Annotated in this window: 26 protein-coding genes; 11 read left to right on the forward strand and 15 right to left on the reverse strand. The window is 66.8% G+C overall.

The window, feature by feature from the left end; translation table 11 throughout:
- Positions 1 to 71 precede the first annotated feature (71 nt).
- The 5 genes from MRS60_RS02355 (at position 72) to MRS60_RS02375 (ending at position 4,784) form a co-directional block, all read left to right on the forward strand.
- Complete coding sequence (locus MRS60_RS02355) at positions 72 to 1,346, forward strand: MFS transporter (RefSeq protein WP_243565164.1); 1,275 nt, start codon at positions 72 to 74, stop codon at positions 1,344 to 1,346.
- An 81-nt stretch (positions 1,347 to 1,427) separates the two neighbouring features.
- On the forward strand, positions 1,428 to 1,772 hold the full coding sequence (locus tag MRS60_RS02360; RefSeq protein ID WP_243565165.1) for an MmcQ/YjbR family DNA-binding protein: 345 nt from the start codon (positions 1,428 to 1,430) through the stop codon (positions 1,770 to 1,772).
- 418 nt (positions 1,773 to 2,190) lie between these two features.
- Positions 2,191 to 3,582, forward strand: a complete 1,392-nt coding sequence (gene gabP, locus MRS60_RS02365) for a GABA permease (protein ID WP_105392250.1) — start codon at positions 2,191 to 2,193, stop codon at positions 3,580 to 3,582.
- A gap of 279 nt (positions 3,583 to 3,861) precedes the next feature.
- Positions 3,862 to 4,362: a lysozyme gene (locus MRS60_RS02370; RefSeq protein WP_243565595.1), complete on the forward strand. Its 501-nt coding sequence runs from the start codon at positions 3,862 to 3,864 to the stop codon at positions 4,360 to 4,362.
- An 8-nt stretch (positions 4,363 to 4,370) separates the two neighbouring features.
- Complete coding sequence (locus MRS60_RS02375; RefSeq protein WP_432207828.1) at positions 4,371 to 4,784, forward strand: lysozyme inhibitor LprI family protein; 414 nt, start codon at positions 4,371 to 4,373, stop codon at positions 4,782 to 4,784.
- Positions 4,785 to 4,870: 86 nt separating this feature from the next.
- On the opposite strand, the gene ychF is transcribed toward MRS60_RS02375, so the two are convergent.
- Entirely contained in the window at positions 4,871 to 5,965 is a 1,095-nt protein-coding gene (gene ychF, locus MRS60_RS02380) for a redox-regulated ATPase YchF (protein ID WP_243565167.1), read from the reverse strand.
- 245 nt (positions 5,966 to 6,210) lie between these two features.
- Between ychF and MRS60_RS02385 the strand changes: the two genes are divergently transcribed.
- The 4 genes from MRS60_RS02385 (at position 6,211) to MRS60_RS02400 (ending at position 10,855) form a co-directional block, all read left to right on the forward strand.
- Positions 6,211 to 7,389, forward strand: a complete 1,179-nt coding sequence (locus MRS60_RS02385; RefSeq protein WP_174417273.1) for a UbiH/UbiF family hydroxylase — start codon at positions 6,211 to 6,213, stop codon at positions 7,387 to 7,389.
- A gap of 90 nt (positions 7,390 to 7,479) precedes the next feature.
- Positions 7,480 to 8,208, forward strand: a complete 729-nt coding sequence (locus MRS60_RS02390) for a DsbC family protein (protein WP_034183722.1) — start codon at positions 7,480 to 7,482, stop codon at positions 8,206 to 8,208.
- Positions 8,209 to 8,311: 103 nt separating this feature from the next.
- Positions 8,312 to 10,111 (forward strand): M61 family metallopeptidase, encoded by a 1,800-nt coding sequence (locus tag MRS60_RS02395; protein WP_243565168.1) that lies wholly within the window; start codon positions 8,312 to 8,314, stop codon positions 10,109 to 10,111.
- A 147-nt stretch (positions 10,112 to 10,258) separates the two neighbouring features.
- On the forward strand, positions 10,259 to 10,855 hold the full coding sequence (locus tag MRS60_RS02400) for an FMN-dependent NADH-azoreductase (protein ID WP_072443039.1): 597 nt from the start codon (positions 10,259 to 10,261) through the stop codon (positions 10,853 to 10,855).
- 108 nt (positions 10,856 to 10,963) lie between these two features.
- Here MRS60_RS02400 and MRS60_RS02405 read toward each other — a convergent pair whose 3' ends face one another.
- The 8 genes from MRS60_RS02405 to rpe form a co-directional block, all read right to left on the reverse strand.
- The gene (locus MRS60_RS02405; RefSeq protein WP_243565169.1) at positions 10,964 to 11,869 is read right to left on the reverse strand and encodes a uracil-DNA glycosylase; all 906 of its coding nucleotides are present in this window, start codon (positions 11,867 to 11,869) and stop codon (positions 10,964 to 10,966) included.
- A 13-nt stretch (positions 11,870 to 11,882) separates the two neighbouring features.
- The gene (locus tag MRS60_RS02410; protein ID WP_175750182.1) at positions 11,883 to 12,509 is read right to left on the reverse strand and encodes a CYTH domain-containing protein; all 627 of its coding nucleotides are present in this window, start codon (positions 12,507 to 12,509) and stop codon (positions 11,883 to 11,885) included.
- Complete coding sequence (gene trpC, locus MRS60_RS02415) at positions 12,509 to 13,294, reverse strand: indole-3-glycerol phosphate synthase TrpC (protein ID WP_034183727.1); 786 nt, start codon at positions 13,292 to 13,294, stop codon at positions 12,509 to 12,511. The genes MRS60_RS02410 and trpC overlap by 1 nt, the downstream gene beginning before the upstream one ends.
- A 29-nt stretch (positions 13,295 to 13,323) precedes the next feature.
- Positions 13,324 to 14,355, reverse strand: coding sequence for an anthranilate phosphoribosyltransferase (gene trpD, locus MRS60_RS02420; protein WP_034183751.1), 1,032 nt, complete (start codon positions 14,353 to 14,355; stop codon positions 13,324 to 13,326).
- Positions 14,356 to 14,368: 13 nt separating this feature from the next.
- Entirely contained in the window at positions 14,369 to 14,959 is a 591-nt protein-coding gene (locus MRS60_RS02425; protein ID WP_243565170.1) for an aminodeoxychorismate/anthranilate synthase component II, read from the reverse strand.
- Positions 14,960 to 14,972: 13 nt separating this feature from the next.
- Positions 14,973 to 16,466: an anthranilate synthase component I gene (trpE, locus tag MRS60_RS02430; RefSeq protein ID WP_105392259.1), complete on the reverse strand. Its 1,494-nt coding sequence runs from the start codon at positions 16,464 to 16,466 to the stop codon at positions 14,973 to 14,975.
- A gap of 357 nt (positions 16,467 to 16,823) precedes the next feature.
- The gene (locus tag MRS60_RS02435) at positions 16,824 to 17,588 is read right to left on the reverse strand and encodes a phosphoglycolate phosphatase (RefSeq protein WP_175750181.1); all 765 of its coding nucleotides are present in this window, start codon (positions 17,586 to 17,588) and stop codon (positions 16,824 to 16,826) included.
- Positions 17,589 to 17,592: 4 nt separating this feature from the next.
- Entirely contained in the window at positions 17,593 to 18,279 is a 687-nt protein-coding gene (gene rpe / locus MRS60_RS02440) for a ribulose-phosphate 3-epimerase (RefSeq protein WP_011883156.1), read from the reverse strand.
- Positions 18,280 to 18,462: 183 nt separating this feature from the next.
- On the opposite strand from rpe, the gene apaG reads away from it, so the two are divergent.
- Positions 18,463 to 18,837, forward strand: a complete 375-nt coding sequence (gene apaG, locus MRS60_RS02445) for a Co2+/Mg2+ efflux protein ApaG (RefSeq protein WP_034183732.1) — start codon at positions 18,463 to 18,465, stop codon at positions 18,835 to 18,837.
- A gap of 14 nt (positions 18,838 to 18,851) precedes the next feature.
- On the opposite strand, the gene MRS60_RS02450 is transcribed toward apaG, so the two are convergent.
- The gene (locus MRS60_RS02450) at positions 18,852 to 18,995 is read right to left on the reverse strand and encodes a hypothetical protein (RefSeq protein ID WP_014898203.1); all 144 of its coding nucleotides are present in this window, start codon (positions 18,993 to 18,995) and stop codon (positions 18,852 to 18,854) included.
- A gap of 28 nt (positions 18,996 to 19,023) precedes the next feature.
- Here MRS60_RS02450 and mltA point away from each other — a divergent pair, with 28 nt between their 5' ends.
- Entirely contained in the window at positions 19,024 to 20,148 is a 1,125-nt protein-coding gene (mltA, locus tag MRS60_RS02455; protein ID WP_243565171.1) for a murein transglycosylase A, read from the forward strand.
- A 250-nt stretch (positions 20,149 to 20,398) separates the two neighbouring features.
- On the opposite strand, the gene paaK is transcribed toward mltA, so the two are convergent.
- The 5 genes from paaK to paaN form a co-directional block, all read right to left on the reverse strand.
- Entirely contained in the window at positions 20,399 to 21,697 is a 1,299-nt protein-coding gene (paaK, locus tag MRS60_RS02460; protein WP_034183733.1) for a phenylacetate--CoA ligase PaaK, read from the reverse strand.
- Positions 21,698 to 21,735: 38 nt separating this feature from the next.
- On the reverse strand, positions 21,736 to 22,188 hold the full coding sequence (gene paaI / locus MRS60_RS02465; protein ID WP_034183734.1) for a hydroxyphenylacetyl-CoA thioesterase PaaI: 453 nt from the start codon (positions 22,186 to 22,188) through the stop codon (positions 21,736 to 21,738).
- Between the two features lies 1 nt (position 22,189).
- Complete coding sequence (paaG, locus tag MRS60_RS02470) at positions 22,190 to 22,981, reverse strand: 2-(1,2-epoxy-1,2-dihydrophenyl)acetyl-CoA isomerase PaaG (RefSeq protein WP_034183735.1); 792 nt, start codon at positions 22,979 to 22,981, stop codon at positions 22,190 to 22,192.
- A 45-nt stretch (positions 22,982 to 23,026) separates the two neighbouring features.
- Complete coding sequence (gene pcaF, locus MRS60_RS02475) at positions 23,027 to 24,229, reverse strand: 3-oxoadipyl-CoA thiolase (protein ID WP_243565172.1); 1,203 nt, start codon at positions 24,227 to 24,229, stop codon at positions 23,027 to 23,029.
- Between the two features lie 87 nt (positions 24,230 to 24,316).
- The gene (gene paaN / locus MRS60_RS02480; protein ID WP_243565173.1) at positions 24,317 to 26,023 is read right to left on the reverse strand and encodes a phenylacetic acid degradation protein PaaN; all 1,707 of its coding nucleotides are present in this window, start codon (positions 26,021 to 26,023) and stop codon (positions 24,317 to 24,319) included.
- Positions 26,024 to 26,076: the final 53 nt, after the last annotated feature.

A 26,076-nucleotide genomic window follows, 5' to 3' on the forward strand; every position in this document is an offset into this window, starting at 1 on the left:
TAGTTCAACTATATCCATGAGGCAATCCGGACGCCGCGCGGCGTCCGGAGGGACCTGAGAGGAGCATCGTCATGAACCGTCCGGGCGCGTCGCGCCTTTTCTACGGCTGGTACGTGGTCGCGGCCGCGTTCGCCGTCACGTTCGTCGGGTTCGGCAGTGCGTATACGTTCAGCGCGTTCGTCGAGTCGCTGCAGCGCGATTTCGCCGCATCGCGCGGGCAGATCTCGCTCGTGTTCTCGCTCGCCGGCTTCCTGTATTTCGGCTTCGGCATCGTCAGCGGGCCGCTTGCCGATCGCTTCGGCTCGCGGCGGCTCGCCGTCGCCGGCATGCTGCTGACGGGCGCCGGGCTCGCCGCCGCCGGCGCCGCGCACACGCTGCTGCAGGTTTATGTCGCGTATGGGCTTGGCGTCGGTCTCGGCGTCGGCTGCGCGTACGTGCCGGCGGTCGGCGCGGTGCAGCGCTGGTTCATCCGCCGGCGCGGCTTCGCGTCGGGGCTCGCGGTCGCGGGGATCGGCGTCGGCACGCTCGCGATGCCGCCGCTCGCGTCCGCGTTGATCGCGCATGTCGGCTGGCGCGGCGCGTATTTCACGCTGGCAGCGATCGCGGTGGTCCTGGGGGCAGGCATGTCGCTGCTGATCGAGAACGATCCGCGCGGGCGCGGGTTGTTGCCGGATGGCGATGCGGCCAGCGACGGCGGCCGGAATACCGGTGCTTCCGGAGCCGGCGCGGCCGCCACGACGGTGCACGCTGGCGCGACGGTGCGCGAGGCCGTCACGTCGCGGCCGTTCGCGAGTCTCTACGCCGCCTGTCTCGTATGCTCGTTCGGCGTATTCGTCCCGTTCGTCCACCTCGTGCCGTACGCGCTCGATCATGGCGTCGCGCCATCGACGGCCGTGCTGCTGCTCGGCGCGATCGGCGTCGGCAGTACGGCCGGCCGCTTTTTCCTCGGCGGCCTCGCCGACCGCTTCGGCCGCCGCGCATCGCTGCTCGCGATGTTCGCGGGCATGACCGTTGCGCTCGTCGCGTGGGCGGGCGCCGGCACCGTTGCGACGCTTGCCGCGTTCGCACTCGTGTTCGGCGTGTTCTATGGCGGCTGGGTCGCGGTGCTGCCGGCGGTCGTGATGGACTATTTCGGCGGCCGCAACGTGAGCGCGATCATCGGCATCCTGTACACGAGCGTCGCGTTCGGCACGCTGATCGGGCCGGCCGCTGCCGGCTTCATCTATGACGCGGGGGGCGGCTATCTCGTGCCGATCCTCGCGAGCGCCGTCGCGAATGCGATCGCGTTCGCCATCGTCGCGACCACCGGACGCGCGCCGGTGGCCGCGCGAGCGACCGGCGGATAGGCGCACATCGCTGGGCGCGCCGCGCGATTTCCGATAGGGTGGCCGGACCGTCAACCGTCGACCAACGGTCGAGGAGGCATCGTGACATTCGACGAAGTCCGGCAGATCGCGCTGGCGTGGCGCGGCGTCGAGGAAGGCACGTCGTACGGCACGCCCGCACTCAAGGTGAAGGGCAAGCTGCTCGCGCGGCTGCGCGAGGACGGCGACACGCTCGTCGTCAAGGGCGTCGGCCCCGACGAACGCGCGTGGCTGATCGAATCGGAACCCGACGTGTATTACGTGACCGATCACTACGCGGGCTCGCCGATCGTGCTGGTGCGCCTGTCGGCCGCGCATCCCGACGCCGTGAAAAACCTGCTTCTGCGAGAATGGCACGCCATCGTGCCTGCCAAATGGCGGGACGAAGCCGCGCGCGGCGGGAACTGAGCGTCCGGCGCGCGACGCTGCGGGATTGCCTTTGACGGAAGCGCCCTGACGGCGCGCGAGCCGGCGCCGACCCGACCAGGCGTTGCATCGGTTCGCGTCGATGCAACAAGTGGTCCCATCGAAATTCTTCAATTGGTTCTTAGTGAAGAACCGTTTGATGCTTACACTCCTTCGCTTCGAAGGCGGCTGACGAAAGCCGACGGAACGGGCGCACGCGATGCGCCGGCGCCTCGTGCGCCGCATCGCCCACGCAGCTTCGCAGACTGCGCGGCGCGTCCCACCGGAACGGTCCCCGATCCGGCCTCGGGCCTGCATGCAATGCAGGCGCCGTGCCTGGCCCGGCTCAAGAACGACAACTCCCCGCGCCGCCTTCACGCGACACCCGGTCGTACCGGAACCGTTTTTTGGAGAGAGACAGATGAGTGGAAGCAACACAGGCCTCGGCACGGGCCTGAAGCAGCGTCACGTGACGATGATGTCGATTGCCGGCGTCATCGGCGCGGGCTTGTTCGTCGGCTCCGGCCACGCAATCGCGGAAGCCGGTCCGGCGTCGATACTCGCGTATGCGATCGCGGGCGTGCTGGTCGTCCTGGTGATGCGCATGCTCGGCGAGATGGCCGTCGCGCATCCGGACAGCGGGTCGTTCTCGACCTATGCCGATCGCGCGATCGGCCACTGGGCCGGCTTCTCGATCGGCTGGCTGTACTGGTGGTTCTGGGTGCTCGTGATCCCGATCGAGGCAACGGCTGCGGCAACCATCCTCAATGCATGGTTCCCGGGCATCGCGACCTGGATCTTCGCGCTCGGCATCACGCTGCTGCTCACCGTCACCAACCTCTTTTCCGTCAAGAACTACGGCGAATTCGAATTCTGGTTCGCGCTGATCAAGGTCGTCGCGATCGTCGTGTTCCTGTGCATCGGCGGCGCGGCGATCGTCGGGATCATTCCGGCGCCGGCCGTATCGGGCGTGTCGAACCTGTTTGCGCATCAGGGCTTCATGCCGAACGGCGCTGGTGCGGTGCTGGCGGCGATGCTGACGACGATGTTCTCGTTCCTCGGCACCGAGATCGTGACGATCGCGGCCGCCGAATCGGACAACCCGCAGCGCCAGATCGTGCGTGCGACGAACTCGGTGATCTGGCGCATCACGCTGTTCTATCTCGGCTCGATTCTCGTCGTCGCGGCCATCGTGCCGTGGAACGACCCGCTGCTGCCGAAGCACGGCTCGTATCAGCGCGCGATGGAGCTGATCGGCATCCCGAACGCGAAGGCGATCATCGACGTGATCGTGCTCGTGTCGGTCGCGAGCTGCCTGAATTCGGCGCTGTACACGGCGTCGCGGATGCTGTTCTCGCTGTCGAAGCGCAAGGACGCGCCTGCGTTCCTGCATCGCACCGATTCGACCGGCACGCCGCGTGCGGCCGTGCTCGCGTCGACGGCATTCGGCTTCGTGACCGTGATCGCGAACTACCTGATGCCGGAGCAGGTGTTCGGCTTCCTGCTCGCGACGTCGGGCGCGATCGCGCTGCTCGTGTATCTCGTGATCGCGATCTCGCAGCTGCGGATGCGCAAGACGCTCGAATCGAGCGGCGCCGACCTGACGCTGCGGATGTGGATGTTCCCGTGGCTCACGTGGGCCGTGATCCTGTTCATCTGCGGCACGCTGACCGTGATGTTCGTCAGCGAGGCGCACCGGATGGAAGTCGGTGCGACGGCCGTGCTGGCGTTGATCGTGTTGTTGGCGTCGTGGCTGAACAAGCGCGGCCGCGATGCGCAGGCGGATGCGGGGCGGCGGGTGTCGGCGACGTGATGGAGTGATGTGACGGCATGGCGGTGAGCCGCCTGTCATGAACGTGGCCCGATCGGCGTTAGCCGGTCGGGCCATTTGTTTTGTCGAGGTAAACGGATGCACTTACCCGTGGCAACCCCGGGCGGTCGGCAATAGGGCGCGGCGTTGAAATTTGGAGTCGCAAAAATCGAATTCGTCTGATTTCATCGACGACGGCAACTTCATACATTGATCACTTCGACAACCGAAGTGAATGATGAAATCGACGCGCGATCAGCGGTCGTGCCGGGAGGGTGGCAGATGGCGAATGAGAACATGCGGTTGAGTGAAGCGGGTTGGGCTGAACTGCGTCTGCGGGAAAGCGCGGTCATGGCGTACTACAACGATCAGGCGAACAACTGTACCTATGGCGTCGGGACGCTTGCTCATACCGGGCCGTGCACCCCGGAAGAACTGCGGAGGCCGGTTACGCCGGTGCAAGTGAATGCGCAACTCGCGGTCCGTGTCGGCCGGGCGGAGGCCGCCGTGCGACGCCATGTCCCGACTCGGCAATTGACGCAGTTGCAATTCGACGAACTCGTCAGCTATACCTACAATGCCGGCAACACTGGCGCACTGGCCGCGCTCCGTTCCGCGAATCAGAGCAACGACGCTGGCGTGGTGTCGCACATGAATCAGCGTGTCTGGATTCATCCGCGAGACGCGAATGGGCGCCGCCTGGCACCTGTTCGTTCGACCGGCCTTGTCAACCGGCGTCGGCTCGAATCGGCGCCGTTCCAGCCACAGCAGGGGGCGCAGTGAGAAGGGCCATGATCGGGTTGTTCGTGCTGGCGTCGGTGAGTGTGTTTGCCGGCCAGACGCCGGCCGATGAGATAGCGGCACGCAGCGGTTTGCCGGCGAGCGAGGTCGACGCGCTGCTCAGCGACTGCGATTCGAATCAGACAAGCATGAATTTCTGTGCGTGGCGCGATCAACTCGTCGCCGAGCGAGAATTGCAGCAGGTTGTCGACAAGCAGGTGAATCAGCAGCCACAGCGCAAGAAGGCGCTCGATGTGCGGATCGCAAAGTGGAAGAAGGCGCGCGACACATCATGCGAAAAATCGGCGCGCAAAGCATGGGGCGACGGTTCGATGCGTCCTGCAGCACAGGCGATCTGCGCGACGGCGGCGACGAAGGAAATGACGAAAAAATTGTCGGCGAGCGCTTCCCGCAAACCTTCATGAGTCGCTTGGGAATAAAGAAAGGCCCGCTGCTCGCGGGCCTTTCCGGGTTTCTGTGACACTGCACGAAACAGCGTCGGTTGATACGCTCAGACGTTGAACAGGAAGTTCATCACGTCGCCATCGTGCACGACATATTCCTTCCCTTCCGCGCGCATCTTGCCGGCTTCCTTCGCGCCCTGTTCACCCTTGTAGGCGATGAAGTCGTCGAACGCGATCGTCTGCGCGCGGATGAAGCCGCGCTCGAAGTCGGTGTGGATCACGCCGGCCGCCTGCGGCGCCGTGTCGCCGGTATGGATCGTCCACGCGCGCACTTCCTTCACGCCCGCGGTGAAGTAAGTCTGCAGGCCGAGCAGCTTGAAGCCCGCGCGGATCACGCGGTCGAGGCCCGGCTCTTCCATGCCCATGTCGGCGAGGAATGCTTCCTTGTCCGCATCGTCGAGATCGGCGATTTCCGCCTCGATCGCCGCGCACACGGCGACCACCGGCGCATTCTCGCTCTCCGCGTACTTGCGCACCGCATCGAGGTGCGGATTGTTCTCGAAACCGTCGTCCTTCACGTTGGCCACATACATCGCCGGCTTCGCGGTGATCAGGCAGAACGGCTTGAGCAGCGCCTCTTCGTCGTCCGACAGCGCGAGGCCGCGCACGGCCTTGCCCTGGTCGAGCTGCGCGCGCACCTTGTCGAGCACCGCGACGAGCTTGGCCGCTTCCTTGTCGTTGCCCGACTTCGCGGCCTTCGAATAGCGCGTGAGCGCCTTCTCGACGGTGCCGAGGTCGGCGAGCGCGAGTTCGGTGTTGATCACCTCGATGTCGTCGATCGGGCTGACCTTGCCGGCGACGTGAATGACGTTCTCGTCCTCGAAGCAGCGCACGACGTGCGTGATCGCATCGGTTTCGCGGATGTTCGCGAGGAACTGGTTGCCGAGGCCTTCACCCTTGCTCGCGCCCGCGACGAGGCCGGCGATGTCGACGAATTCGACGACGGCCGGCACGACACGCTCGGGGTTGATGATCTCCGCGAGCGCCTTCAGGCGCGTATCGGGCACTTCGACGATGCCGACGTTCGGCTCGATCGTGCAGAACGGGTAGTTCTCGGCGGCGATGCCGGCCTTGGTCAGCGCATTGAACAGGGTGGACTTGCCGACGTTGGGCAAGCCGACGATGCCGCATTTGAGGCTCATGGAATCCTTCGAACGGGTAAAGCGGCGCGGCCGGACAGGGCACGGCGGCGCGGGAAAAAGGGCGGCCGGCGCTTGGGGCGCGTCGAGCCGACGGTCAAAGGCGCTATTGTACCGTGCCGACGCCCCGGTTTCCGGGCTTGCGCCGATCGGTCGATGCGGCGGGCCGCCGCGCCGCCGCGTCCACCTGCGATTCTGCTGATTTCCCGCAAAGTCCGGCCGCGTAAGGGTTTGGCCCCACGGCTATAATGCCCGCCATGACTGCCCACCACTCCTTCGACGTCGCCGTGGTCGGCGGCGGGCTCGTCGGCAAGACGGCCGCGCTCGCGCTGACCCAGTCCGGCTACAAGACTGCCTTGCTTGCCCAGCCGGCCACGCCGCGCCCCGCCGATCTCGCGTTCGACACGCGCGTGTACGCGCTGTCGTCCAGTTCGCAGGCCTTGCTCGAGCGGCTGCGGGTCTGGCAGGCGCTCGACCACGGCCGGCTCGCGCCTGTTTACGACATGCGTGTGTACGGCGATGCGCACGCCGAACTGCATTTCTCCGCGTACCAGGCCTCCGTGCCGCAGCTCGCGTGGATCGCCGAATCGTCGCTGGTCGAGACGTCGCTCGATGCCGCGCTGCGGTTCCAGCCGAACCTCACGTGGTTCGATGCGCGTGCGCAGGGCTTCGACGTGCGCGACGATGCGGCCGTGCTCACGCTGTCGTCGGGGCAGGTGCTCGAAGCCGACCTCGTCGTCGGCGCGGACGGCGCGCATTCGTGGGTACGGTCCCAAATGGGGGCCAAAGTAGAACGGCGCGACTACCGGCAGACGGGCGTCGTCGCGAACTTCAAGGCGTCGCTGCCGCACCGCGAGACGGCTTACCAGTGGTTCCACGAAGGCGAGATCGTTGCGCTGCTGCCGTTGCCGGACGGCCACGTGTCGCTGGTATGGTCCGCGCACACCGCGCATGCGGACGAACTGCTCGCACTCGATCCGGCGCAGCTCGCGGCCGAGGTCGAGCGCGTGTCGCATGGCCAGGTCGGCACGCTCGAATGCGTGACGCCGGCCGCCGGCTTCCCGCTGGCGTTGCAGACGGTCGACAAGCTGATCGCGCCGCGCGTCGCGCTCGTCGGCGATGCCGCGCACCTGATCCACCCGCTCGCGGGGCAGGGGATGAACCTCGGCCTGCGCGACGTCGCGGCGCTCGCCGACGCGATCGCCGGCAAGGAAAGCTTCCGCAATCTGGGCGATACGGTGCTGCTGCGCCGCTACGAGCGTTCGCGCCGCGAGGACATCCGCGCGCTGATGGTCGCGACCGACGGCCTGCAGCGGCTGTTCGCGGTGCCGGGCCCGCTCGCGAAGGCCGTGCGCAACGCGGGCATGGCGTTCGTCGGCGCGCAGCCGCTCGTGAAGCGCTGGCTCGTGTCGGCCGCGCTCGGCTGATCGAACCTTCGGCCGATTCGCCGGTCGGACTCGGTTCCGTTACGGCGTACACTGTGCCGTGCATACCGATTGAGCTGAAGGAAGATTTCGATGAAAAAAACGATCCGGATCGCGTCGCTGGCGCTGGCCGTCACGATGGCGACGCTGGGCTGCACCGCGCAGGCCGACCAGACCACCGATAAGCTGAAAGCCACGCTGCAGGCCCGACTCGGCAACGACGCGCCGATCAAGAGCGTGTCGAAATCGCCGGTCGCGGGCCTTTACGAAGTGAACCTCGGCTCGCAGATCATCTATAGCGACGCGGCGGGCGACTACGTGCTGCTCGGCGACCTCGTCGACACCAAGACGCACAAGAACCTGACCGACGCACGCCTGTCCGAAATCAACAAGATCGACTTCGCGAGCCTGCCGTTCGCGAATGCGATCAAGGTCGTCAAGGGCAACGGCGCACGCAAGATCGCGGTGTTCTCCGATCCGAACTGCCCGTACTGCAAGAAGCTCGAGACGACGCTGCAGTCGGTCGACAACGTCACCGTCTACACGTTCCTGTACCCGGTGTTGTCGCCGGATTCGACCGCGAAGTCGAAGGCGATCTGGTGCGCGACCGACCGCGCGAAAACCTGGCAGGGCTGGATGCTCGATCACCGTGCGCCGTCCGGCGCCGGTACCTGCGATACCAGCGCGCTCGACAAGAACCTCGCGCTCGGCCGCGGGATGAACGTCACCGGCACGCCGACGATCTTCCTGCCGGACGGCCGCCGCCTGCCGGGCGCGGTATCGGCCGACCAGCTCAACCAGGCGCTCGCCTCGAGCAAGTAACCGACCGACACGCCGGGCCACGTGGCCCGGCCAGCGAGGGGCGCCCGCATGATCTGCCGGCGCCTCTCTTCGTTTTCGCCGCCGTATTCGACCGATTGCCACGATGACCCAGCCGATCCGTTATTCGATTGTCCCGAAAGATCTTGCCGCGCACCTGTTCGAAGTGTCGGTGACGGTCGCCGACCCCGACCCCGAAGGCCAGCGCTTCTCGCTGCCGGTGTGGATTCCGGGCAGCTACCTCGTGCGCGAGTTCGCGCGCAACATCGTGACGCTCGGCGCGTTCAACGACGCAGGCCGCAAGGTGCGGATCGCGAAGACCGACAAGCATACGTGGCAGGCCGCGCCCGTGACCGGCGCGCTGACGCTGCGCTACGACGTGTATGCATGGGACCTGTCGGTGCGCTCTGCGTATCTCGACGAATCGGGCGGCTTCTTCAATGCGACGGCCGTGTTCCTGAGCGTCGCCGGCCGCGAGGACGCGCCGTGCGAAGTCGACATCGCGAAGCCGTCCGGCGCGGCATTCCGCGCGTGGCGCGTCGGCACCGCGCTGCCCGAGGCGCGCGGCACGAAGCGCTACGGCTTCGGTGCGTATCGCGCAGCGAACTACGACGAGCTTTCCGACCATCCGGTGACGATCGGCGAATTCGCGCTCGCGACGTTCGACGCGCACGGCGTGCCGCACGACATCGTGGTCGCGGGGCGCGTGACGCAGCTCGACCTGGAGCGGCTGCGTACCGACCTGAAGCGCGTGTGCGAGGCGCAGATCGCGTTGTTCGAGCCGAAGTCGAAGAAGGCGCCGATGGACCGCTACGTGTTCATGACGCTCGCGGTCAGCGACGGCTACGGCGGCCTCGAGCATCGCACATCGACCGCACTGATCTGCAACCGCACCGACCTGCCGGTGAAGGGGCGGCCCGAGACGACCGAAGGCTATCGCACCTATCTCGGCCTGTGCAGCCACGAGTACTTCCATACGTGGAACGTGAAGCGCATCAAGCCGGCGGCGTTCGTGCCGTACGACCTGACGCGCGAGAATTACACGTCGCTGCTGTGGCTGTTCGAAGGCTTCACGTCGTATTACGACGACCTGATGCTGGTGCGCAGCGGGCTGATGTCGCAGGACGAATATTTCGCGGCGCTCGGCCGCACGATCGGCGGTGTGCTGCGCGGCACTGGGCGACTCAAGCAGAGCGTCGCGGAAAGCTCGTTCGACGCGTGGATCAAGTACTACCGCCAGGACGAGAACGCGACCAACGCGATCGTCAGCTACTACACGAAGGGTTCGCTCGTCGCGCTCGCGTTCGATCTCGCGATCCGCGCGCAGACGCGCAACCGGAAGTCGCTCGACGACGTGATGCGCCTGCTGTGGCAACGCTACGGGCGCGATTTCTATCGCGGCAAGCAGGCGGGCGTCGCGGAAGACGAAGTCGAGACGCTGATCGAAGAGGCGACGGGCGTCGCGCTCGGCCGCCTGTTCGCCGACGCCGTGCACGGCACGCGCGACCTGCCGCTCGGCGAGCTGCTCGCGCCGTTCGGCGTGACGCTCGCGCCGGATATCGCGAATGGCGCGGCCGCGAAGCCGACGATCGGTGCGCGCTTGCGCGGCGGCGCGGACTGCACGTTCGCGGCTGTCTATGAAGGCGGCGCCGCGCATCGCGCGGGGCTGTCGGCCGGCGACACGCTGATTGCGGTCGACGGGCTGCGCGTCACTGGCACCAACCTCGATGCGCTGCTCGCGCGCTACCGGCCGGGCGACAAGGTCGAGGTTCACGCGTTTCGCCGCGACGAGCTGCGTACCGCGAAACTGAAGCTCGACGGTCCGGAGATCACGCGCTACCGGCTGACGTCGGCCGCGAAGCCGGCCGCGGCATCGAAGGCCCGGGAAGCCTGGCTGAAGGGCTGAGTGCACGGCAGCGGCAATCGGGGCGCGATCGAGGATTGTTCTGCTGCTGCAACAATCCGTCGCCCTGAACCCGCTTTTTCCGGCAAATGCGGCCACGCACAATGGCGTCACTCGCGCTACCGAAGCGCAACCCAACCGGAGCATGACATGACGACCATTCTGCAAATCAATTCCGCTGCGCGTTCGCAAGGCGCGCAATCCACGCTGCTGGCCAACGAACTGACGGCAAAGCTGCAACAATCGAACCCCGGCGCGAAGGTCGTGGTTCGCGACCTGCTGGCCGACGCGCTGCCGCACCTCGACGAATCGGTGCTCGGCGCGTTCTTCACGCCGGCCGACCAGCGCAGCGCGGAGCAGAATGCGATCGTCGCGAAGAGCGATGCACTGATCGCCGAGCTGCAAGCCGCCGACATCATCGTGATCGGCGCGCCGATGTACAACTTCGGCATCTCGTCGCAACTGAAGACGTACTTCGACTGGATCGCACGCGCAGGCGTCACGTTCCGCTACACCGAGAACGGTCCGGAAGGCCTGATCAAGGGCAAGAAGGTCCACGTGGTGACGGCCCGCGGCGGCAAGTACGCCGGTACGCCGAACGACAGCCAGACGCCGTACCTGCGCACGTTCCTCGGCTTCGTTGGCATGACCGACGTGAGCTTCATCTTCGCGGAAGGCCTGAACCTCGGCCCGGATGCGCAGAGCGCCGCGCTCGCCAGCGCACGCGAAGCGATCGCTGCCGCGTAAGGTCGATGCGGGTGCGACGCACCCGCTGCATCGCCAGAAAAAAACGCCGCGTCCCTGAAGGGGCGCGGCGTTTTTGCATTTTGGCCGGCGACAGAACCGGCTCGACCGTTACGCGAGCGTCTCGGCCGCTTCCGGCAGGCGCCAGTCGATCGGTTCGCGGCCTGCTTCGACCAGATAGTCGTTCGCGAGCGTGAAATGGCGGCAGCCGAGGAAGCCGCGGTGCGCGGACAGCGGCGACGGATGCGGCGCCTCGAGCACGCAATGCGCACTCGTGTCGAACAGTGCGCGCTTCGCCTGCGCGTGCGCGCCCCACAGCATGAAGACGAGCCCGCGATGGCGGCCGGCGAGTTCGCGGATCAGCGTGTCCGTGCATTGCTCCCAGCCGCGCTTCGCGTGGCTCGCGGCCGCGCCGCGCTCGACCGTCAGCACGGTGTTGAGCAGCAGCACGCCCTGGCGCGCCCACGTGTCGAGGCAGCCGTGGCGCGGCGTGTCGTGACCGAAGTTCGCGGCGATTTCCTTGAAGATGTTGCGCAGCGACGGCGGCGTGCGGACGGCTGGCGGCACCGAGAACGCGAGGCCGTGCGCCTGCGGCGTGCCGCGATCGTCGCCGTGGTACGGGTCCTGGCCGAGGATCACGACCTTCACGTCGTCCGGGCTCGTGAGGCGCAGCGCGCGGAACACGTCGGTCGGGTAGACCGTCTTGCCGGCCGCACGCTCGTCGTCGACGAAGCGGCACAGCGGCGCGTACGCGTCGCTGTCGGTAAACGGTTTCAGCACGTCGCGCCAGACGGCCGGCAGCGCGTCGAATTGCGCGGCGAGGTGCGGGACGTCGGCGGCAACGGGCTTCGGCGCCGTGGCGGCCGGGGCCGGCGCGGCGGCTTTCCTAGCGGGCTTGCGCCCGGCCGCGGGCGACGCGGAAACCGGGGACGGAATATCGGCCGGTGCCGTTTCCGGCACGGGATCATCGAACAGCGACGCCTGTTGCGGCGCGCGGGAAGTCTTGCGGGTTGCCATGCGTGATGCGTGTTTATTGCGCGCGCAGCCGGTAGCCGCGCTGCGCCTTGCTGATGTTTTCGGGAGCGAGGCCCGGCAGCGCCTGCTGCAGTTCGGCGGCGAGCGTCGCGAGCGCCGCTTCCGGGCCGTCGATCAGTTCGAGTTCGATTTCGCTGATCGGTTCGCGGCGCGTTTCGTGTTCCGCCTGGACGACGATTTCGCCGAGGTCCACCGCGGCTTCGACGGTTGCGCCGCCGATTGCGATGCGCCACAGCGTACGCGAAAAATCCGTGCGGAACAGCGCGGACAGCGCGCCGGCCGCGTCGCTCAGCGCTGCGGCGGCTTCCGGCACGTCGCAGGCCGCGACGAGCGCATCGATCTCGAGCGCGTCGCCGGCCACCGGCAGTTCCCATTCGTGGCGGCGATGCAGGCCGCCTTCCGCGCTGCCGACCGTCTTGAACGTCTGCAACCAGCCGTGCGGCGTGCGGCGCACGCGCACCGCGCTCTTCGAGCGGGCCAGCGCGAGATCGGGCGTGTCGTAATAGACATTCGCGAGCGTGATGTCTTGACCGGGTTCGCCGGTCAGCGTCTCGAAGAAGCGCCGCGCGGCATCGGCCTGGCCGGCCGGCAGCGCGAGCTTGATTTCCTTTTCGATCGCCATCAGAAGAACATCCGCGCGAGTTCCTCGCCCGGCTGGTCGGCGCGCATGAACGCTTCGCCGACGAGGAACGTGTTCACGTTCGCCGCGCGCATCGTGTCGACGTCGATGCGCGACAGGATGCCCGATTCGGTCACGACGATGCGGTCCGGCGGAATCATGTCGAGCATGTCGAGCGTGGTCTGGATCGACGTCTCGAACGTGCGCAGGTTGCGGTTGTTGATGCCGAGCAGCGGCGTCTTGAGCGTCAACGCCTGCTCCATCTCGTTGCGGTCGTGCACTTCGACCAGCACCGCGAGGCCGAGCGAGTGCGCATACGCTTCGAGATCCTGCATCAGCGGCGTGTCGAGCGCGGCGGCGATCAGCAGGATCGCGTCGGCGCCCATCGCGCGCGCCTCGAGGATCTGATATGCGTCGACGATGAAGTCCTTGCGCAGCACGGGCAGCGCGCAGGCTGCGCGCGCCTCTTCGAGGTAGCGGACGCTGCCCTGGAAGAACTGCTCGTCGGTCAGCACCGACAGGCACGCGGCGCCATGCGCCGCATACGAGCGCGCGATGTCGGCCGGCACGAAATGCTCGCGCAGCACGCCCTTCGACGGGCTTGCCTTCTTGATTTCGGCGATCACGGCGGCATCGCCGGCCGCGTGCTTCGCACGCAGCGCACCGACGAAGTCGCGCAGGTCGCGCGCGGATGCGTCCAGCTTCAGTGCCTCGAGCGGCGTGCTGCGCATGGCCGCCGCGACTTCTTCGCGCTTGACGGCGATGATTCGGTCGAGAATGTCGCTCATGTGGGTTCCTGCTTGAGTCGTAAGGGGAGTCAGCGCTTGAACTGCTGCGTGAAGCGCACGAGTTCGTCGACTTTCGCGCGCGCCTTGCCGCTCGCGATCGCTTCGCGGGCGAGCTGGATGCCGTCCGCGATCGATTCGGCGACGTTCGCCGCATAGAGCGCGGTGCCCGAGTTCAGCGTGACGATCTCGCGGGCGACGCCCGGCTGGTTGTCCAGTGCGCCGAGCAGCATCGTGCGCGATTCTTCGGCATTTTCCACCTTCAGCGTGCGGTTCGACACCATCTGCAGGCCGAAGTCCTCCGGATGGATCTCGTATTCGTGCACCTTGCCGTCGCGCAATTCGCCGACGAGCGTCGCGGCGCCGAGCGACACCTCGTCCATCCCGTCCTTGCCGTACACGACGAGCACGTGCTGCGCGCCGAGGCGCTGCATCACGCGCACCTGGATGCCGACGAGGTCGGGGTGGAACACGCCCATCAACTGGTTCGGCGCGCCGGCCGGATTGGTCAGCGGGCCGAGGATGTTGAAGATCGTGCGCACGCCGAGCTCGCGGCGCACGGCCGCGATGTTCTTCATCGCCGGGTGATGGTTCGGCGCGAACATGAAGCCCATGCCCGTTTCGGCGATCGACGCGGCGACCTGGTCCGACTGCAGGTCGATGTTCACGCCGAGCGCCTCGAGCACGTCGGCGCTGCCGGACTTGCTCGACACGCCGCGGTTGCCGTGCTTCGCGACCTTCGCGCCGGCCGCCGCCGTGACGAACATCGACGCGGTCGAGATGTTGAACGTGTGCGAGCCGTCGCCGCCGGTGCCGACGATGTCGACGAAGTTCGAGTTGTCCTGCACGTCGACGTGGTTCGCGAATTCGCGCATCACGGTCGCGGCGGCGGCGATCTCGCCGATCGTCTCCTTCTTCACGCGCAGCCCGGTGATGATCGCGGCAGCCATCACGGGCGACATGTCGCCGCGCATGATGAGCCGCATCAGGTGCAGCATCTCGTCGTGGAAGATCTCGCGGTGTTCGATCGTGCGCTGCAGCGCTTCCTGCGGGGTAATCGTCATCATGAGGCTCCCGTCAGGCGGCTTGTGCGGCCGCGGCGCGGGCCTGCTTCAGGAAATTCTCGAGCAGCGCATGGCCGTGCTCGGACAGGATCGATTCCGGGTGAAACTGCACGCCTTCGACCGGCAGCGTCTTGTGGCGCACGCCCATGATTTCGCCGTCGTCGGTCCATGCGGACACCTCGAGGCATTCGGGCAGCGATTCGCGCTCGATCGCGAGCGAGTGGTAGCGCGTGACGTCGAAATGCTTCGGCAGGTCGGCGAACACGCCGCGGCAGTCCGTTTCGATCCGGCTCACCTTGCCGTGCATGATGGTCTTCGCGCGCACGACGCGGCCGCCGAATGCCTCGCCGATCGCCTGGTGGCCGAGGCAGACGCCGAGGATCGGCTTCTTGCCCGAAAATTCGCGCAGCACGTCGAGCGTGATGCCCGCGTGCTGCGGGTTGCTCGGGCCCGGCGACAGGCAGATCGCGTCGGGATTCAGGCGCGCGATCTCGTCGAGCGTGATTTCGTCGTTGCGGTACGTGTGCACGTCCTCGCCCAGTTCGCCGAAGTACTGGACCAGGTTGTAGGTGAACGAGTCGTAGTTGTCGATCATGAGCAGCATGGTCAGTCTCCGGTCAGAAGTCGCTATCGAGGCCGTCCTGGACCTGTTCGGCCGCACGCAGCACTGCGCGCGCCTTGTTCTCGGTCTCTTGCCATTCGGATTCGGGCACCGAATCCGCGACGACGCCGGCCGCCGCTTGCACATACAGGTTGCCGTTGTGGATCAGGCCCGTGCGGATCGCGATCGCGAGATCCATCTCGCCCGAGAACGACAGGTAGCCGACTGCGCCGCCGTACAGCCCGCGCTTGATCGGCTCGAGCTCGTCGATCAGCTCCATCGCGCGTACCTTCGGCGCACCGGACAGCGTGCCGGCCGGGAACGTCGCGCGCAGCACGTCGTAGTTCGTCATGCCGGGCTTCAGCTTGCCTTCGACCGAGCTGACGATGTGCTGCACGTGCGAGTACTTCTCGATGACCATCTTGTCGGTCACCTGCACCGAGCCGATTTCCGCGATGCGGCCGACGTCGTTGCGCGCGAGGTCGATCAGCATCACGTGCTCGGCGATCTCCTTCGGATCGTTGAGCAGTTCGGTCGCGAGTTCCGCGTCGCGCTCGGGCGTGTTGCCGCGCGGTCGCGTGCCGGCGAGCGGGCGAATCGTGACGATCTGGTCTTCGCCGCGCTTTTCCTGGCGCACGAGGATTTCCGGCGATGCGCCGACCACGTGAAAATCACCGAAGTTGTAGTAGTACATGTACGGCGACGGATTCAGCGAACGCAGCGCGCGATACAGCGACAGCGGATTGTCGCGGTACGGCTTGGTCAGCCGCTGGCCGACCTGGATCTGCATCAGCTCGCCGGCCGCGATGTATTCCTTCGCCTGGCGCACCGCGGCCAGATAGTCTTCCTTCTTGAACTCGCGGAACGTCTCGGTGCGCACGCTCGCCGACGTGACGGGCGGCTGCACGGTCGTGCGCAGGCGCTGCTTCAGTTCGCGCAGGCGCTGTTTCGCCTTCGCGTAGGCTTCCGGCTGGCCCGGGTCCGCATAGATGATCAGGTAAAGCTTGCCGGCGAGGTTGTCGATTACCGCGACTTCCTCGGTCAGCAGCAACTGGATGTCGGGCAGGCCGAGATCGTCGCGCGGCGCGGTGTTTGCGAGCTTCTTCTCGATGTAGCGCACCGCGTCGTAGCCGAAGTAGCCGGCGAGACCGCCGCAGAAGCGCGGCAGGCCCGGACGCTGCGCCACCTTGAAGCGCGCCTGGAACGACTCGATGAACTGGAACGGGTCGCCGTCATGCGTTTCGACGACCTGGCCGTCGCGCACGACTTCCGACACGCCGTTGCGGGTGCGCACGAGCGTGCGTGCGGGCAGGCCGATGAACGAGTAGCGGCCGAAGCGTTCGCCGCCGACCACCGATTCGAGCAGGAACGAGTTGGCGCCCGCGCGTTCGGGCTGGGCCAGCTTCAGGTAGAGAGACAGCGGCGTTTCGAGATCGGCGAGGGCTTCCGCGATCAGCGGGATGCGGTTGTAGCCTTCGTTCGCGAGCGATTGGAATTCGAGTTCGGTCATGTTCCGGTCCTGTTCGGGACGAGCGGCGCGTGCGCCAGGGATCACTTGACGCTGCGCGGGTTGCCGTCGGCGAAAGGGCGGTCGATCGAGAAGTGCCTGTTGCCGGCCGGCAGTCCGGGCGTGAACGTCGCGAGCCTGCGGCCGATCCTGAACGCAAGCGTTCGGACGCGGTGGAACTCGAGGTGGTGCGACGATCGGCGCGCGGATGCGCAGCGAGATAAAAAACGGCGCTGAAGACGTGCTTCAGCGTACCTCATCGAAGAGGTTAGCGCGACCAGCGACGCCAGGGCCAGGCTCCCCGGTCGATGCTGCTCAGACTCCGTTTTTTATTCAGAAACATGCGGATGGAAGAAATAATCAGAGGGTTGGCCGGCCGGCGTTGTGCGCGGTGATCGCGCGGGCTGCGACCAGCAACGAATCGACTATACCATCCGAATTTATCGTTTGTATAGCTTTGCCGTGGTTGTAGCCGTACGGCACCGTCAGCGTCGCCATCCCGGCCGCACGGCCCGCCAGCGCATCGTTTTCCGAGTCGCCGATCGCGACCGCCGCGTCCGGCGCGACGCCGAGTGCGTCGCAGGCCGTCAGCATCGGCAGCGGGTCGGGCTTCTTGCGTGCGACGCTGTCGCCGCCGAGCACGATGCCGAAGCAGTCGGCCAGCCCGTATTGTTCGAGCAGTTCGACCGCGAAGCGGTGCGGCTTGTTCGTCACGCACGCGAGCCGGATGCCGGCCGCGCGCAGCGCGTCGAGACCGGCGGCCACGTCCGGATAGAGGCGCGTATGGCGGCCGTTGATCTTCGCGTATTCGGTCTGGTAGATCGCCAGTGCGTCGTCGAAGCGCGCGTGCGCCTCGTCGGCCGGGAAGCGCGGCTTCAGCACGCTCCGGATCAGGTGTTCGGAGCCCTTGCCGACGTAGCCGATCACTTCGTCGCGCGACGTGGCCGGTGCGTCGAGCCGCGCGAGCATCCCGTTCAGGCCGGCCGTGAAATCGTCGGCCGTGTCGACCATCGTGCCGTCGAGATCGATCAGCGCCGCGTCGATGCGCGGCGCGGCGAAGCGGATCGGGGCGGCGTTCGTTGCGGCCCCGGCCGGCGCACGGCCGGCGAGCGACGATTCGGCCACGGCGTCAGCTCCGCTCGACGGTGGCGAGCGCGGCGCGCATCTCGTCGATCACCTTGCGGTAGTCGGGCTTGCCGAAGATCGCCGAACCCGCGACGAAGGTGTCGGCACCGGCCGCCGCGATTTCCGCGATGTTGTCGGTCTTCACGCCGCCGTCGACCTCGAGCAGGATCTCGCGGCCCGTGCGCTCGGTGTACGCGTCGATACGTGCGCGTGCTTCGCGAAGCTTGTTCAGCGTTTCCGGAATGAACGACTGGCCGCCGAAGCCGGGGTTGACCGACATCAGCAGCACGAAGTCGAGGCGGTCCATCACGTGGTCGAGGTAGTTCAGCGGCGTGGCCGGGTTGAATACGAGGCCGGCCTTGCAGCCGTGGTCGCGGATCAGCGACAGCGTGCGGTCGATGTGATCGGAGCCTTCCGGGTGGAAGCTGATCAGGTTCGCACCGGCCTTCGCAAAATCGGGCACGATCCGGTCGACCGGGCGTACCATCAGGTGCACGTCGATCGGCACCTGCACGTGCGGGCGGATCGCTTCGCACACGAGCGGGCCGATCGTCAGGTTCGGCACATAATGGTTGTCCATCACGTCGAAGTGGATCCAGTCGGCGCCGGCGGCGACCACGTTGCGGACTTCTTCGCCGAGCCGTGCGAAATCGGCCGACAGGATGCTGGGAGCGATGCGGAATTGGGTCATGGCAGGGGGAGCGGGGACGTTGCGGCGCAAAACCGACATTCTACCGCCCGGCGGCCGGCTCGCGGCGGCAGGCCGTGCGGTTGCGGCCCGATTCCGCATCAAGCAGAATGCCGAACCAAAGCGGCGCGTCCGCGGCCCCGTCGCCCATGCCGGCACGGACAGTCACCCTCCAGTGGAAACACCATGAGTCAGTATCAGTTCACCGTTTCGGTGAAAACCAGCTACTTGCCGGAACAATCCGACCCCGATCGCCGTCAATACGCATTCGCGTACACGCTGACGATCCGCAACACGGGGCAGGTCGCGGCGCAGCTGATCGCGCGTCACTGGATCATCACGGACAGCGAGAGCCACGTGCAGGAAGTGAAGGGGCTCGGCGTCGTCGGGCATCAGCCGCTGCTGCAGCCGGGCGAGCATTTCGAATACACGAGCTGGGCCGTGATCGCGACGCCGGTCGGCACGATGCGTGGCGCGTACTTCTGCGTGGCGGAGGACGGCGAGCGTTTCGAGGCACCGGTCGACGAGTTTGCGCTGCACATGCCGCGCACGCTGCATTGAGCGTACGGAGCGCGTCAGCGCGGCTGGCGATCGTTGTTGCGGGCGTGCTTCTTTCTGCCCGACGACGTCCACACGACGATGAAGATCAGCAGGGCAAGCGCTACGAAGGCTTCGAGCGCGAAGATGAGCATCGGATATTGGTCGAGAAAATCTGACATGGCGGTTTCCATCAAGAACGGACATTGTATGTGGTTTGGGCCCCGGCTAGCCGGCTGGGTTGCGGCGGCCGCGGCGGCGGCGCTGCTTGCAGCGTGCGGCGGCGCGCCGACGCGAACGTCTGCGCTGAAACCGCCGACCGGCACGGCGATCGTGTCGGGGCAGGTTGCCGCGAAGCGGCTCACGCCGGTTGCATGGCAGCAGGTGCCGGGCTGGCAGGACGATTCGCTGCTCGGCGCGACGGCTGCGCTGCGGCAGAACTGCGCGCGGCTAGCGCGCCAGCCGGCCTGGCAGCGCGCTTGTGCGGCCGCCGACCGGCTCGACGAACTCGACGTCAGCAGCGCACGCACCTTCTTCGAAACGTATTTCACGCCGTTCCAGCTCGCGAACACCGACGGCACGCTCGACGGGCTCGTGACCGGCTATTACGAGCCGCTGCTGCATGGCTCGCGCGTGCGCCGCGGCCCGTATCAATACGCGCTCTATCGCTGGCCGGCCGGTTATCGCGCGGGCGCCGCGCTGCCTGCGCGCGCGCAGCTCGAGCGCGCGGGCATCCTGAACGGCAACGAACTCGTGTGGGTCGACGATCCGATCGAGGCGTTCTTCCTGCAGGTGCAGGGCTCGGGGCGCGTGCTGCTCGACGATGGTTCGGTGATGCGGGTCGGCTTCGGCGGCACCAACAACCAGCCGTACCGCTCGATCGGCAAGTGGTTGCTCGATCGCGGCGAGCTGACGCCCGCACAGGCGACGATGCAGGGTATCAAGGCGTGGGCGAAGGCGAATCCGAACCGCGTCGATGCGTTGCTCGACACGAATCCGCGGTTCGTGTTCTTCCGCGACATGCCGACCAAGGAAGACGCGCCGCACGGCGGCGCGGACGGCCCGATCGGCGCGCTCGGCGTGCCGCTGACGGCGGAGCGGTCGATCGCGGTCGATCCGTCGTCGATCCCGCTCGGCACGCCCGTGTTCCTGCAGACCACGCGTCCGCTGACGAATACGCCGATGAACCGGCTCGTGTTCGCGCAGGATACGGGCTCCGCGATCAAGGGCGGCGTGCGGGCCGACTATTTCTGGGGACTCGGTGACGACGCAGGCGACCAGGCCGGCCGGATGAAGCAGGTCGGCCGGATGTGGCTGCTGTTCCCGAATTCGTGACGTGAGGCGGCGCCGGCTGCTCGGGGCCGCCCGCGCATGAGGTGCGGCATTCGTGGGCGCGGCGGTGCGCGTGGAGTGCGTCGGTTTGAGAGCGGTGCACCCGTGTGGTTTGAGTCTGTGTGATGCGCCTGTCGCGTTGAACGACGTCGCGGAACACAATAAATAGCCCGATTGGCGTTGGCCGATCGGGCTATTTTTTTGTTGCGCAACGGGATTGCCTCTCCGCGCGACGCACGCGCAGCGTCTGCCGTCAGCCCTTGCGCTTGTCGACGACGCGGCGCGCCTTGCCGACCGAGCGCTCGATCCCGTTCACGGGCAGCACGTTGATCACGGCCGTCACGCCGATCAGCGACTTGATGTCATGCGCGAGCGCCTGTTTCGCCGCGTGGATCGCCGCCGTATCCGGAGCGGTGTCGGGACAGGGCTCGACGTTGAGCGTCAGCACGTCGAGCGGGCCTTCCTTCGTCAGTACGATCTGATAGTGCGGTGCGAGCGCGCGCTGCTTGAGCAGCTGTTCCTCGATTTGCGTCGGGAACACGTTGACGCCGCGCACGATCATCATGTCGTCCGAGCGGCCGGTGATCTTTTCCATCCGGCGCATCGTGCGAGCGGTGCCGGGTAACAGGCGCGTGAGGTCGCGTGTCCGGTAGCGGATGATCGGCAGCGCCTCCTTCGTCAGCGACGTGAACACGAGCTCGCCGAATTCGCCGTCCGGCAGCACTTCGCCGGTTTCCGGATCGATGATTTCCGGATAGAAGTGATCTTCCCAGATGGTCGGACCGTCCTTGGTCTCGACGCATTCGGACGCGACGCCGGGGCCCATCACTTCGGACAGCCCGTAGATGTCGACCGCGTCGATGCCCATCCGCTGCTCGATCGCGACGCGCATGTCGTTGGTCCATGGCTCCGCGCCGAAGATGCCGATGCGCAGCGAGCTCTGCACGGGATCGAGGCCCTGGCGCTCGATTTCGTCGGCGATCGACAACATGTAGCTCGGCGTCACCATGATGATGTCGGGCCGGAAATCCTGGATCAGTTGTACCTGCTTCTCGGTCTGGCCGCCGCCGAACGGGATCACGGTCAGTCCCGCACGTTCGGCGCCGTAGTGCGCGCCGAGCCCGCCGGTGAACAAGCCGTACCCGTAGCTGACGTGTACCTTGTCGCCGCGACGTGCGCCGGCGGCGCGGATCGAGCGCGCGACGAGATTCGCCCACGTGTCGATGTCGCCGGCCGTATAGCCGACGACCGTCGGCTTGCCGGTCGTGCCCGATGACGCGTGGATGCGCGAGATTTGGTCCTGCGGCACGGCGAACATCCCGAACGGGTAACTGTCACGCAGGTCGCCTTTCGTCGTGAACGGGAAGCGCGACAGGTCGGCGAGCGTTTTCAGGTCGTCGGGATGCACGCCCGCATCGTCGAACTTGCGACGATAGACGGGAGAGTGGTCATACGCATGCCGGAGCGACCACTTGAGGCGTTCGAGCTGCAGCGCGGTCAGCTCGTCGCGTGAGGCGGTCTCGATCGGCTCGAGCGGTAGCGGGGTAGTCATGCATGTCTCCAGTGTTTGTTATGTGCGAGCCGTTGACGTCAGCGGTCTTCCGGGATGACCGTGCCCTTGATCTGGGCGGATTTGCCGCGAAACATCGCGACCGTTTCGCCTGTCTGGTTCGTGACACGGATGTCGTAGATGCCTTGGCGGCCGGCGCGCGCCTGTTCGATCGCCTCGGCCGTCAGCACGTCGTTGCCGTGCACGGGGCGCAGGAATTCGATCGAGCAGCCGGCAGCGACCGTGTTCAGGTTGTACGAGTTGCACGCGAACGCGAACGTCGAATCGGCGAGCGTGAAGATGATCCCGCCGTGGCAGGTCTGATGCCCGTTCAGGAATTCGGACCGCACGCGCATCTGCAGGCGTGCGTAGCCGGCGCGTACTTCCGCGATTTCCATCCCGAACGCGCGGCTGCATGCATCGGCGTCGAACATGGCCTGCGCGGTGGCGCGGGCGAGCGCATCGGGATCGAGCGTGGCGGTGGCGGCCGTCATGTCAACGCCCCTCGAAGCGTGGAGCACGCTTCTCGACGAATGCCTTCACGCCTTCCGCGTAGTCGTGCGACTGGCCCAGCTTGCGCTGCATGTCGCGTTCCAGGTCGAGCTGCTGGTCGAGCGTGTTCGTGACGCTGTCGCGCATCGATTGCTTGATCGATGCGATCGCGAGCGTCGGCTGCTGCGCGAGCTGGGTCGCGAGCTGGCGGGCTGATGCGGCGAGTGCGTCGTCGTCGACCGCACGCCAGATCAGGCCCCACTGTTCGGCCTGTTCGGCGCCGAGCTTGTCGCCGGTCAGCGCGAGCCCCAGCGCACGTGCCATGCCGACGCGTTGCGGCAGGAACCATGTGCCGCCTGAATCGGGCACGAGCCCGATCTTGACGAAGGCCTGGATGAAACTGCTCGAGCGGGCGGCGAACACGAGATCGCATGCGAGCGCGAGATTCGCGCCGGCGCCGGCTGCCGTGCCGTTGACGGCGGCGATCACCGGCAGCGGCAGACGCTGCAGGCGGCGGATCAGCGGATTGAAATGCTCGTCGATCAGCGTGCCGAGGTCGGTGGACGCGCCCGGCGTGAAGTCGAGGTCGGCGAGGTCCTGGCCCGCGCAGAAGCCGCGTCCCGCACCCGTCAGAATCAGCGCGCGTGCGCCGGCCGCTTCGACTTCATCGAGAGCCGACTGCAGTTCGCGATGCATCGCCCGCGTGAAGCTGTTCAGCTTGTCGGGGCGGTTGAGGGTGATCGTGGCCACGCGCGCGGCCTGATCGATATCCAGCTGAATCGCCTGATAGGACATGCAGTGTCTCCTTCATGACTTCGTTATAGGCGCGCGGCGCATCGGTTACACGCGTTCGATCGCGAGTGCGATGCCCTGGCCGACGCCGATGCACATCGTACAGAGCGCAAAGCGGCCGCCCGTACGCTCGAGTTGATGGAGCGCCGTGGTCACGAGCCGGGCCCCCGATGCGCCGAGCGGGTGACCGAGTGCGATCGCGCCGCCATTCGGGTTCACGCGCGGATCGTCGTCGGCGACGCCGAGCATGCGCAGTACCGCGAGACCCTGCGACGCAAACGCCTCGTTCAACTCGATCACGTCGAACTGGTCGATGGTCATGCCGAGCTGGCGCAGCAGTTTCTGCGTGGCCGGCGCGGGGCCGATGCCCATCACGCGCGGCTCGACGCCTGCCGTCGCCATGCCGATGACGCGCGCGCGGCGGCGCAGGCCGTACTGATCGGCTGCCTGTGCATTGGCGAGCAGCAGCGCGCACGCGCCGTCGTTGACGCCCGATGCATTGCCGGCCGTTACAGAGCCGTCGGGACGCACGACGCCCTTCAGCTTCGCGAGTGCTTCGAGCGACGTCTCGCGCGGATGTTCGTCGCGCGACACGACCACCGGATCGCCCTTCTTCTGCGCAATCGTGACGGCGACGATTTCCTCGGCGAGCGTGCCGTCCTGCTGCGCACGCGCGGCCTTCTGCTGGCTGCGCAGCGCGAACAGGTCCTGGTCGGCGCGGCTGATGTTGTAGTCGACCGCGACGTTCTCGGCCGTCTCCGGCATCGAATCGACGCCGTGAAGCTGCTTCATCAGCGGATTGACGAAGCGCCAGCCGATCGTCGTATCGTAGATGTCGGCCTGGCGCGCGAACGCGCTCGTGGCCTTGCCCATCACGAACGGCGCGCGCGTCATGCTCTCGACGCCGCCGGCGATCATCAGGCGCGCTTCGCCCGACTTGATCGCGCGCGCGGCCGTGCCGACCGCGTCCATCCCGGAGCCGCACAGCCGGTTCAGCGTCGTACCCGGCACGGCGGTCGGCAGGCCCGCGAGCAGCGCCGACATGCGCGCGACGTTGCGGTTGTCTTCGCCTGCCTGGTTCGCGCAGCCGTAGATCACGTCGTCGATCGCCGTCCAGTCGACGTTGCGGTTGCGCTCGATCAGCGCCTTGAGCGGCACCGCGCCGAGATCATCGGCACGGACATCTTTCAGGGCGCCGCCGTAGCGGCCGATGGGGGTGCGAATCGCGTCGCAGATGTAGGCGTCTGTCATGGGCGTATCGATGAGCAACGAACCCGCCGGGTGGCGGATTCGTTCATGGTAGAGAACTTGGCGGCGTTTGCACGTCCGCCGTTCGGGTTATGCCGTTTGGCCGGCTTCCGCGGGTACCGCCTTCGGGGCAACATGGACGCGGCTTTGCACCACACGGAACCGGTTGGCGACGAATGCCGGGTCGGCCAGCGCCGCGTTGGCAGCCGGGTTGGCTCCCGTGCCGTGGAAATCGGAGAACGCGGCCGACTGGTTGACGAACACGCCGCCCGTCAGATTGATCGACAGCGCGACACTGCCGCGCACTGCTGCATCGTGGGCGGCGTCGACGATTGCGTCGTCGGTGCTGTAGACGGAGAGGGTCAGCGCGCCGTGTTCCGCCGCGATTTCACCGGCGAGATCGAGCGACTGCGCGGTCGAGTCGGTCGCGATCACGAACGAGATCGGGCCGAACCACTCCTGCGTGAATTTCTCGCGATCGGTCACGTCGAGTTGCAGCACGAGCGGTGTGCGCACACGGGCATCGGGGAACGCGGGGTGCTGAAGGGCCACGCTGTCGGCGAGTACGCGGCCGAGCTGGCGGGCGTCGTCGATACGTGCGGTCACGCCGTCGTTCTGAATTGCGCCGATCAGTTCGACCGAGCGTGCCGGGTCTCCGGTGAGTTTTTGCACGGCAACCGCGATGGCTTGCGCGACTTCGTCGAAGCTCGCATGGCCGTCCGCCGTCCGAATGCCGTCGCGCGGCACATAGATGTTCTGCGGCGCCGTGCACATCTGGCCGGAGTACAGCGCCAGCGAGAACGCAATGTTCTTGGCTGCGGCCTTCAGGTCGTCGGTCGAGTCGATCACGATCTGGTTGACGCCGGCCTTCTCGGTGTAGACCTGTGCCTGGTGGGCATGGCGTTCGAGCCACGTGCCGTTCTGCGTGCTGCCCGTGAAGTCGATCAGCTTGATCTCGGGGCGCAGCGCGAGGTCCTGAACGAGGGCGCCGTCGTTGGGCTCGGTCGCAAGGAGCGTGACGACGTTCGGATCGAACCCGGCTTCGCGCAGCACGTCGCGGGCGATCCGGACCGTGATTGCAAGCGGCAGGATCGCACCCGGATGCGGTTTGACGATCACGGTGTTACCGGTTGCCAGATCGGCGAACAGGCCTGGGTAGCCGTTCCAGGTCGGGAACGTGCAGCAGCCGAGCACGAGCCCCGTGCCGCGCGGGACGATCGTGTAGCGCTTGTGCATCGCGAGCGGCGGGTTCTTGCCTTGCGGCTTTTCCCAATGCGCATCGGCCGGGATGCGGCGCAGTTCGTCCCATGCATAGGCGACAGCCTCGAGCGCACGATCCTGCGCGTGCGGGCCGCCGGCCTGGAACGCCATCATGAATGCCTGCCCCGTGGTGTGCATCACGCTGTAGGCGATCTCGAAGCTCGCGCGGTTCAGGCGCGCGAGGATTTCGAGGCTGACGCCGATCCAGGCGCTGGGGCCGGCTTCGCGCCACGTGCGTTGCGCGGCGGCTGCGGCGGCGATCAGTGCGTCGGGCGTCGACTTCGGATACCGGATGCCCAGTGCGATGCCGTACGGCGATCGCTCCGCGCCGACCGCTTCGCCGGACGCCGGCTGGTCGAGTGCGAACGTCTTGTCGAGGTGCGACTTGAAAGCTGCTTCGCCGTCTGCGTTCGCGCTTTCCCCGTACACTTTGGGACTCGGCATTTCGGCGAACGGGCTCCAGTACCCGCGGCTCTCGATGGCGGCGAGTGCGTGCTTCAGCGTGTCTTCGTGCTTCGTGAACAGTGCATGGGTCATGGCGGCGGCCTGATGGACGATGAGAGGGGTTGGATCGATTAATTAACCGACCG

This window comes from Burkholderia pyrrocinia (genome assembly GCF_022809715.1).
GTDB classification, from domain to species: domain Bacteria; phylum Pseudomonadota; class Gammaproteobacteria; order Burkholderiales; family Burkholderiaceae; genus Burkholderia; species Burkholderia pyrrocinia_C.

Excerpts from the sequence above, each read along its gene's own strand:
- MRS60_RS02355 (WP_243565164.1), top strand. The coding sequence starts at position 72 with ATGAACCGTCCGGGCGCGTCGCGCCTTTTCTACGGCTGGTACGTGGTC.
- gabP (WP_105392250.1), top strand. The coding sequence starts at position 2,191 with ATGAGTGGAAGCAACACAGGCCTCGGCACGGGCCTGAAGCAGCGTCAC.
- MRS60_RS02370 (WP_243565595.1), top strand. The coding sequence starts at position 3,862 with ATGGCGAATGAGAACATGCGGTTGAGTGAAGCGGGTTGGGCTGAACTG.
- MRS60_RS02375 (WP_432207828.1), top strand. The coding sequence starts at position 4,371 with ATGATCGGGTTGTTCGTGCTGGCGTCGGTGAGTGTGTTTGCCGGCCAG.
- ychF (WP_243565167.1), bottom strand. The coding sequence starts at position 5,965 with ATGAGCCTCAAATGCGGCATCGTCGGCTTGCCCAACGTCGGCAAGTCC.
- MRS60_RS02385 (WP_174417273.1), top strand. The coding sequence starts at position 6,211 with ATGCCCGCCATGACTGCCCACCACTCCTTCGACGTCGCCGTGGTCGGC.
- MRS60_RS02390 (WP_034183722.1), top strand. The coding sequence starts at position 7,480 with ATGAAAAAAACGATCCGGATCGCGTCGCTGGCGCTGGCCGTCACGATG.
- MRS60_RS02395 (WP_243565168.1), top strand. The coding sequence starts at position 8,312 with ATGACCCAGCCGATCCGTTATTCGATTGTCCCGAAAGATCTTGCCGCG.
- MRS60_RS02400 (WP_072443039.1), top strand. The coding sequence starts at position 10,259 with ATGACGACCATTCTGCAAATCAATTCCGCTGCGCGTTCGCAAGGCGCG.
- MRS60_RS02405 (WP_243565169.1), bottom strand. The coding sequence starts at position 11,869 with ATGGCAACCCGCAAGACTTCCCGCGCGCCGCAACAGGCGTCGCTGTTC.
- MRS60_RS02410 (WP_175750182.1), bottom strand. The coding sequence starts at position 12,509 with ATGGCGATCGAAAAGGAAATCAAGCTCGCGCTGCCGGCCGGCCAGGCC.
- trpC (WP_034183727.1), bottom strand. The coding sequence starts at position 13,294 with ATGAGCGACATTCTCGACCGAATCATCGCCGTCAAGCGCGAAGAAGTC.
- trpD (WP_034183751.1), bottom strand. The coding sequence starts at position 14,355 with ATGACGATTACCCCGCAGGAAGCGCTGCAGCGCACGATCGAACACCGC.
- MRS60_RS02425 (WP_243565170.1), bottom strand. The coding sequence starts at position 14,959 with ATGCTGCTCATGATCGACAACTACGACTCGTTCACCTACAACCTGGTC.
- trpE (WP_105392259.1), bottom strand. The coding sequence starts at position 16,466 with ATGACCGAACTCGAATTCCAATCGCTCGCGAACGAAGGCTACAACCGC.
- rpe (WP_011883156.1), bottom strand. The coding sequence starts at position 18,279 with ATGACCCAATTCCGCATCGCTCCCAGCATCCTGTCGGCCGATTTCGCA.
- apaG (WP_034183732.1), top strand. The coding sequence starts at position 18,463 with ATGAGTCAGTATCAGTTCACCGTTTCGGTGAAAACCAGCTACTTGCCG.
- MRS60_RS02450 (WP_014898203.1), bottom strand. The coding sequence starts at position 18,995 with ATGTCAGATTTTCTCGACCAATATCCGATGCTCATCTTCGCGCTCGAA.
- mltA (WP_243565171.1), top strand. The coding sequence starts at position 19,024 with ATGTGGTTTGGGCCCCGGCTAGCCGGCTGGGTTGCGGCGGCCGCGGCG.
- paaK (WP_034183733.1), bottom strand. The coding sequence starts at position 21,697 with ATGACTACCCCGCTACCGCTCGAGCCGATCGAGACCGCCTCACGCGAC.
- paaI (WP_034183734.1), bottom strand. The coding sequence starts at position 22,188 with ATGACGGCCGCCACCGCCACGCTCGATCCCGATGCGCTCGCCCGCGCC.
- paaG (WP_034183735.1), bottom strand. The coding sequence starts at position 22,981 with ATGTCCTATCAGGCGATTCAGCTGGATATCGATCAGGCCGCGCGCGTG.
- pcaF (WP_243565172.1), bottom strand. The coding sequence starts at position 24,229 with ATGACAGACGCCTACATCTGCGACGCGATTCGCACCCCCATCGGCCGC.
- paaN (WP_243565173.1), bottom strand. The coding sequence starts at position 26,023 with ATGACCCATGCACTGTTCACGAAGCACGAAGACACGCTGAAGCACGCA.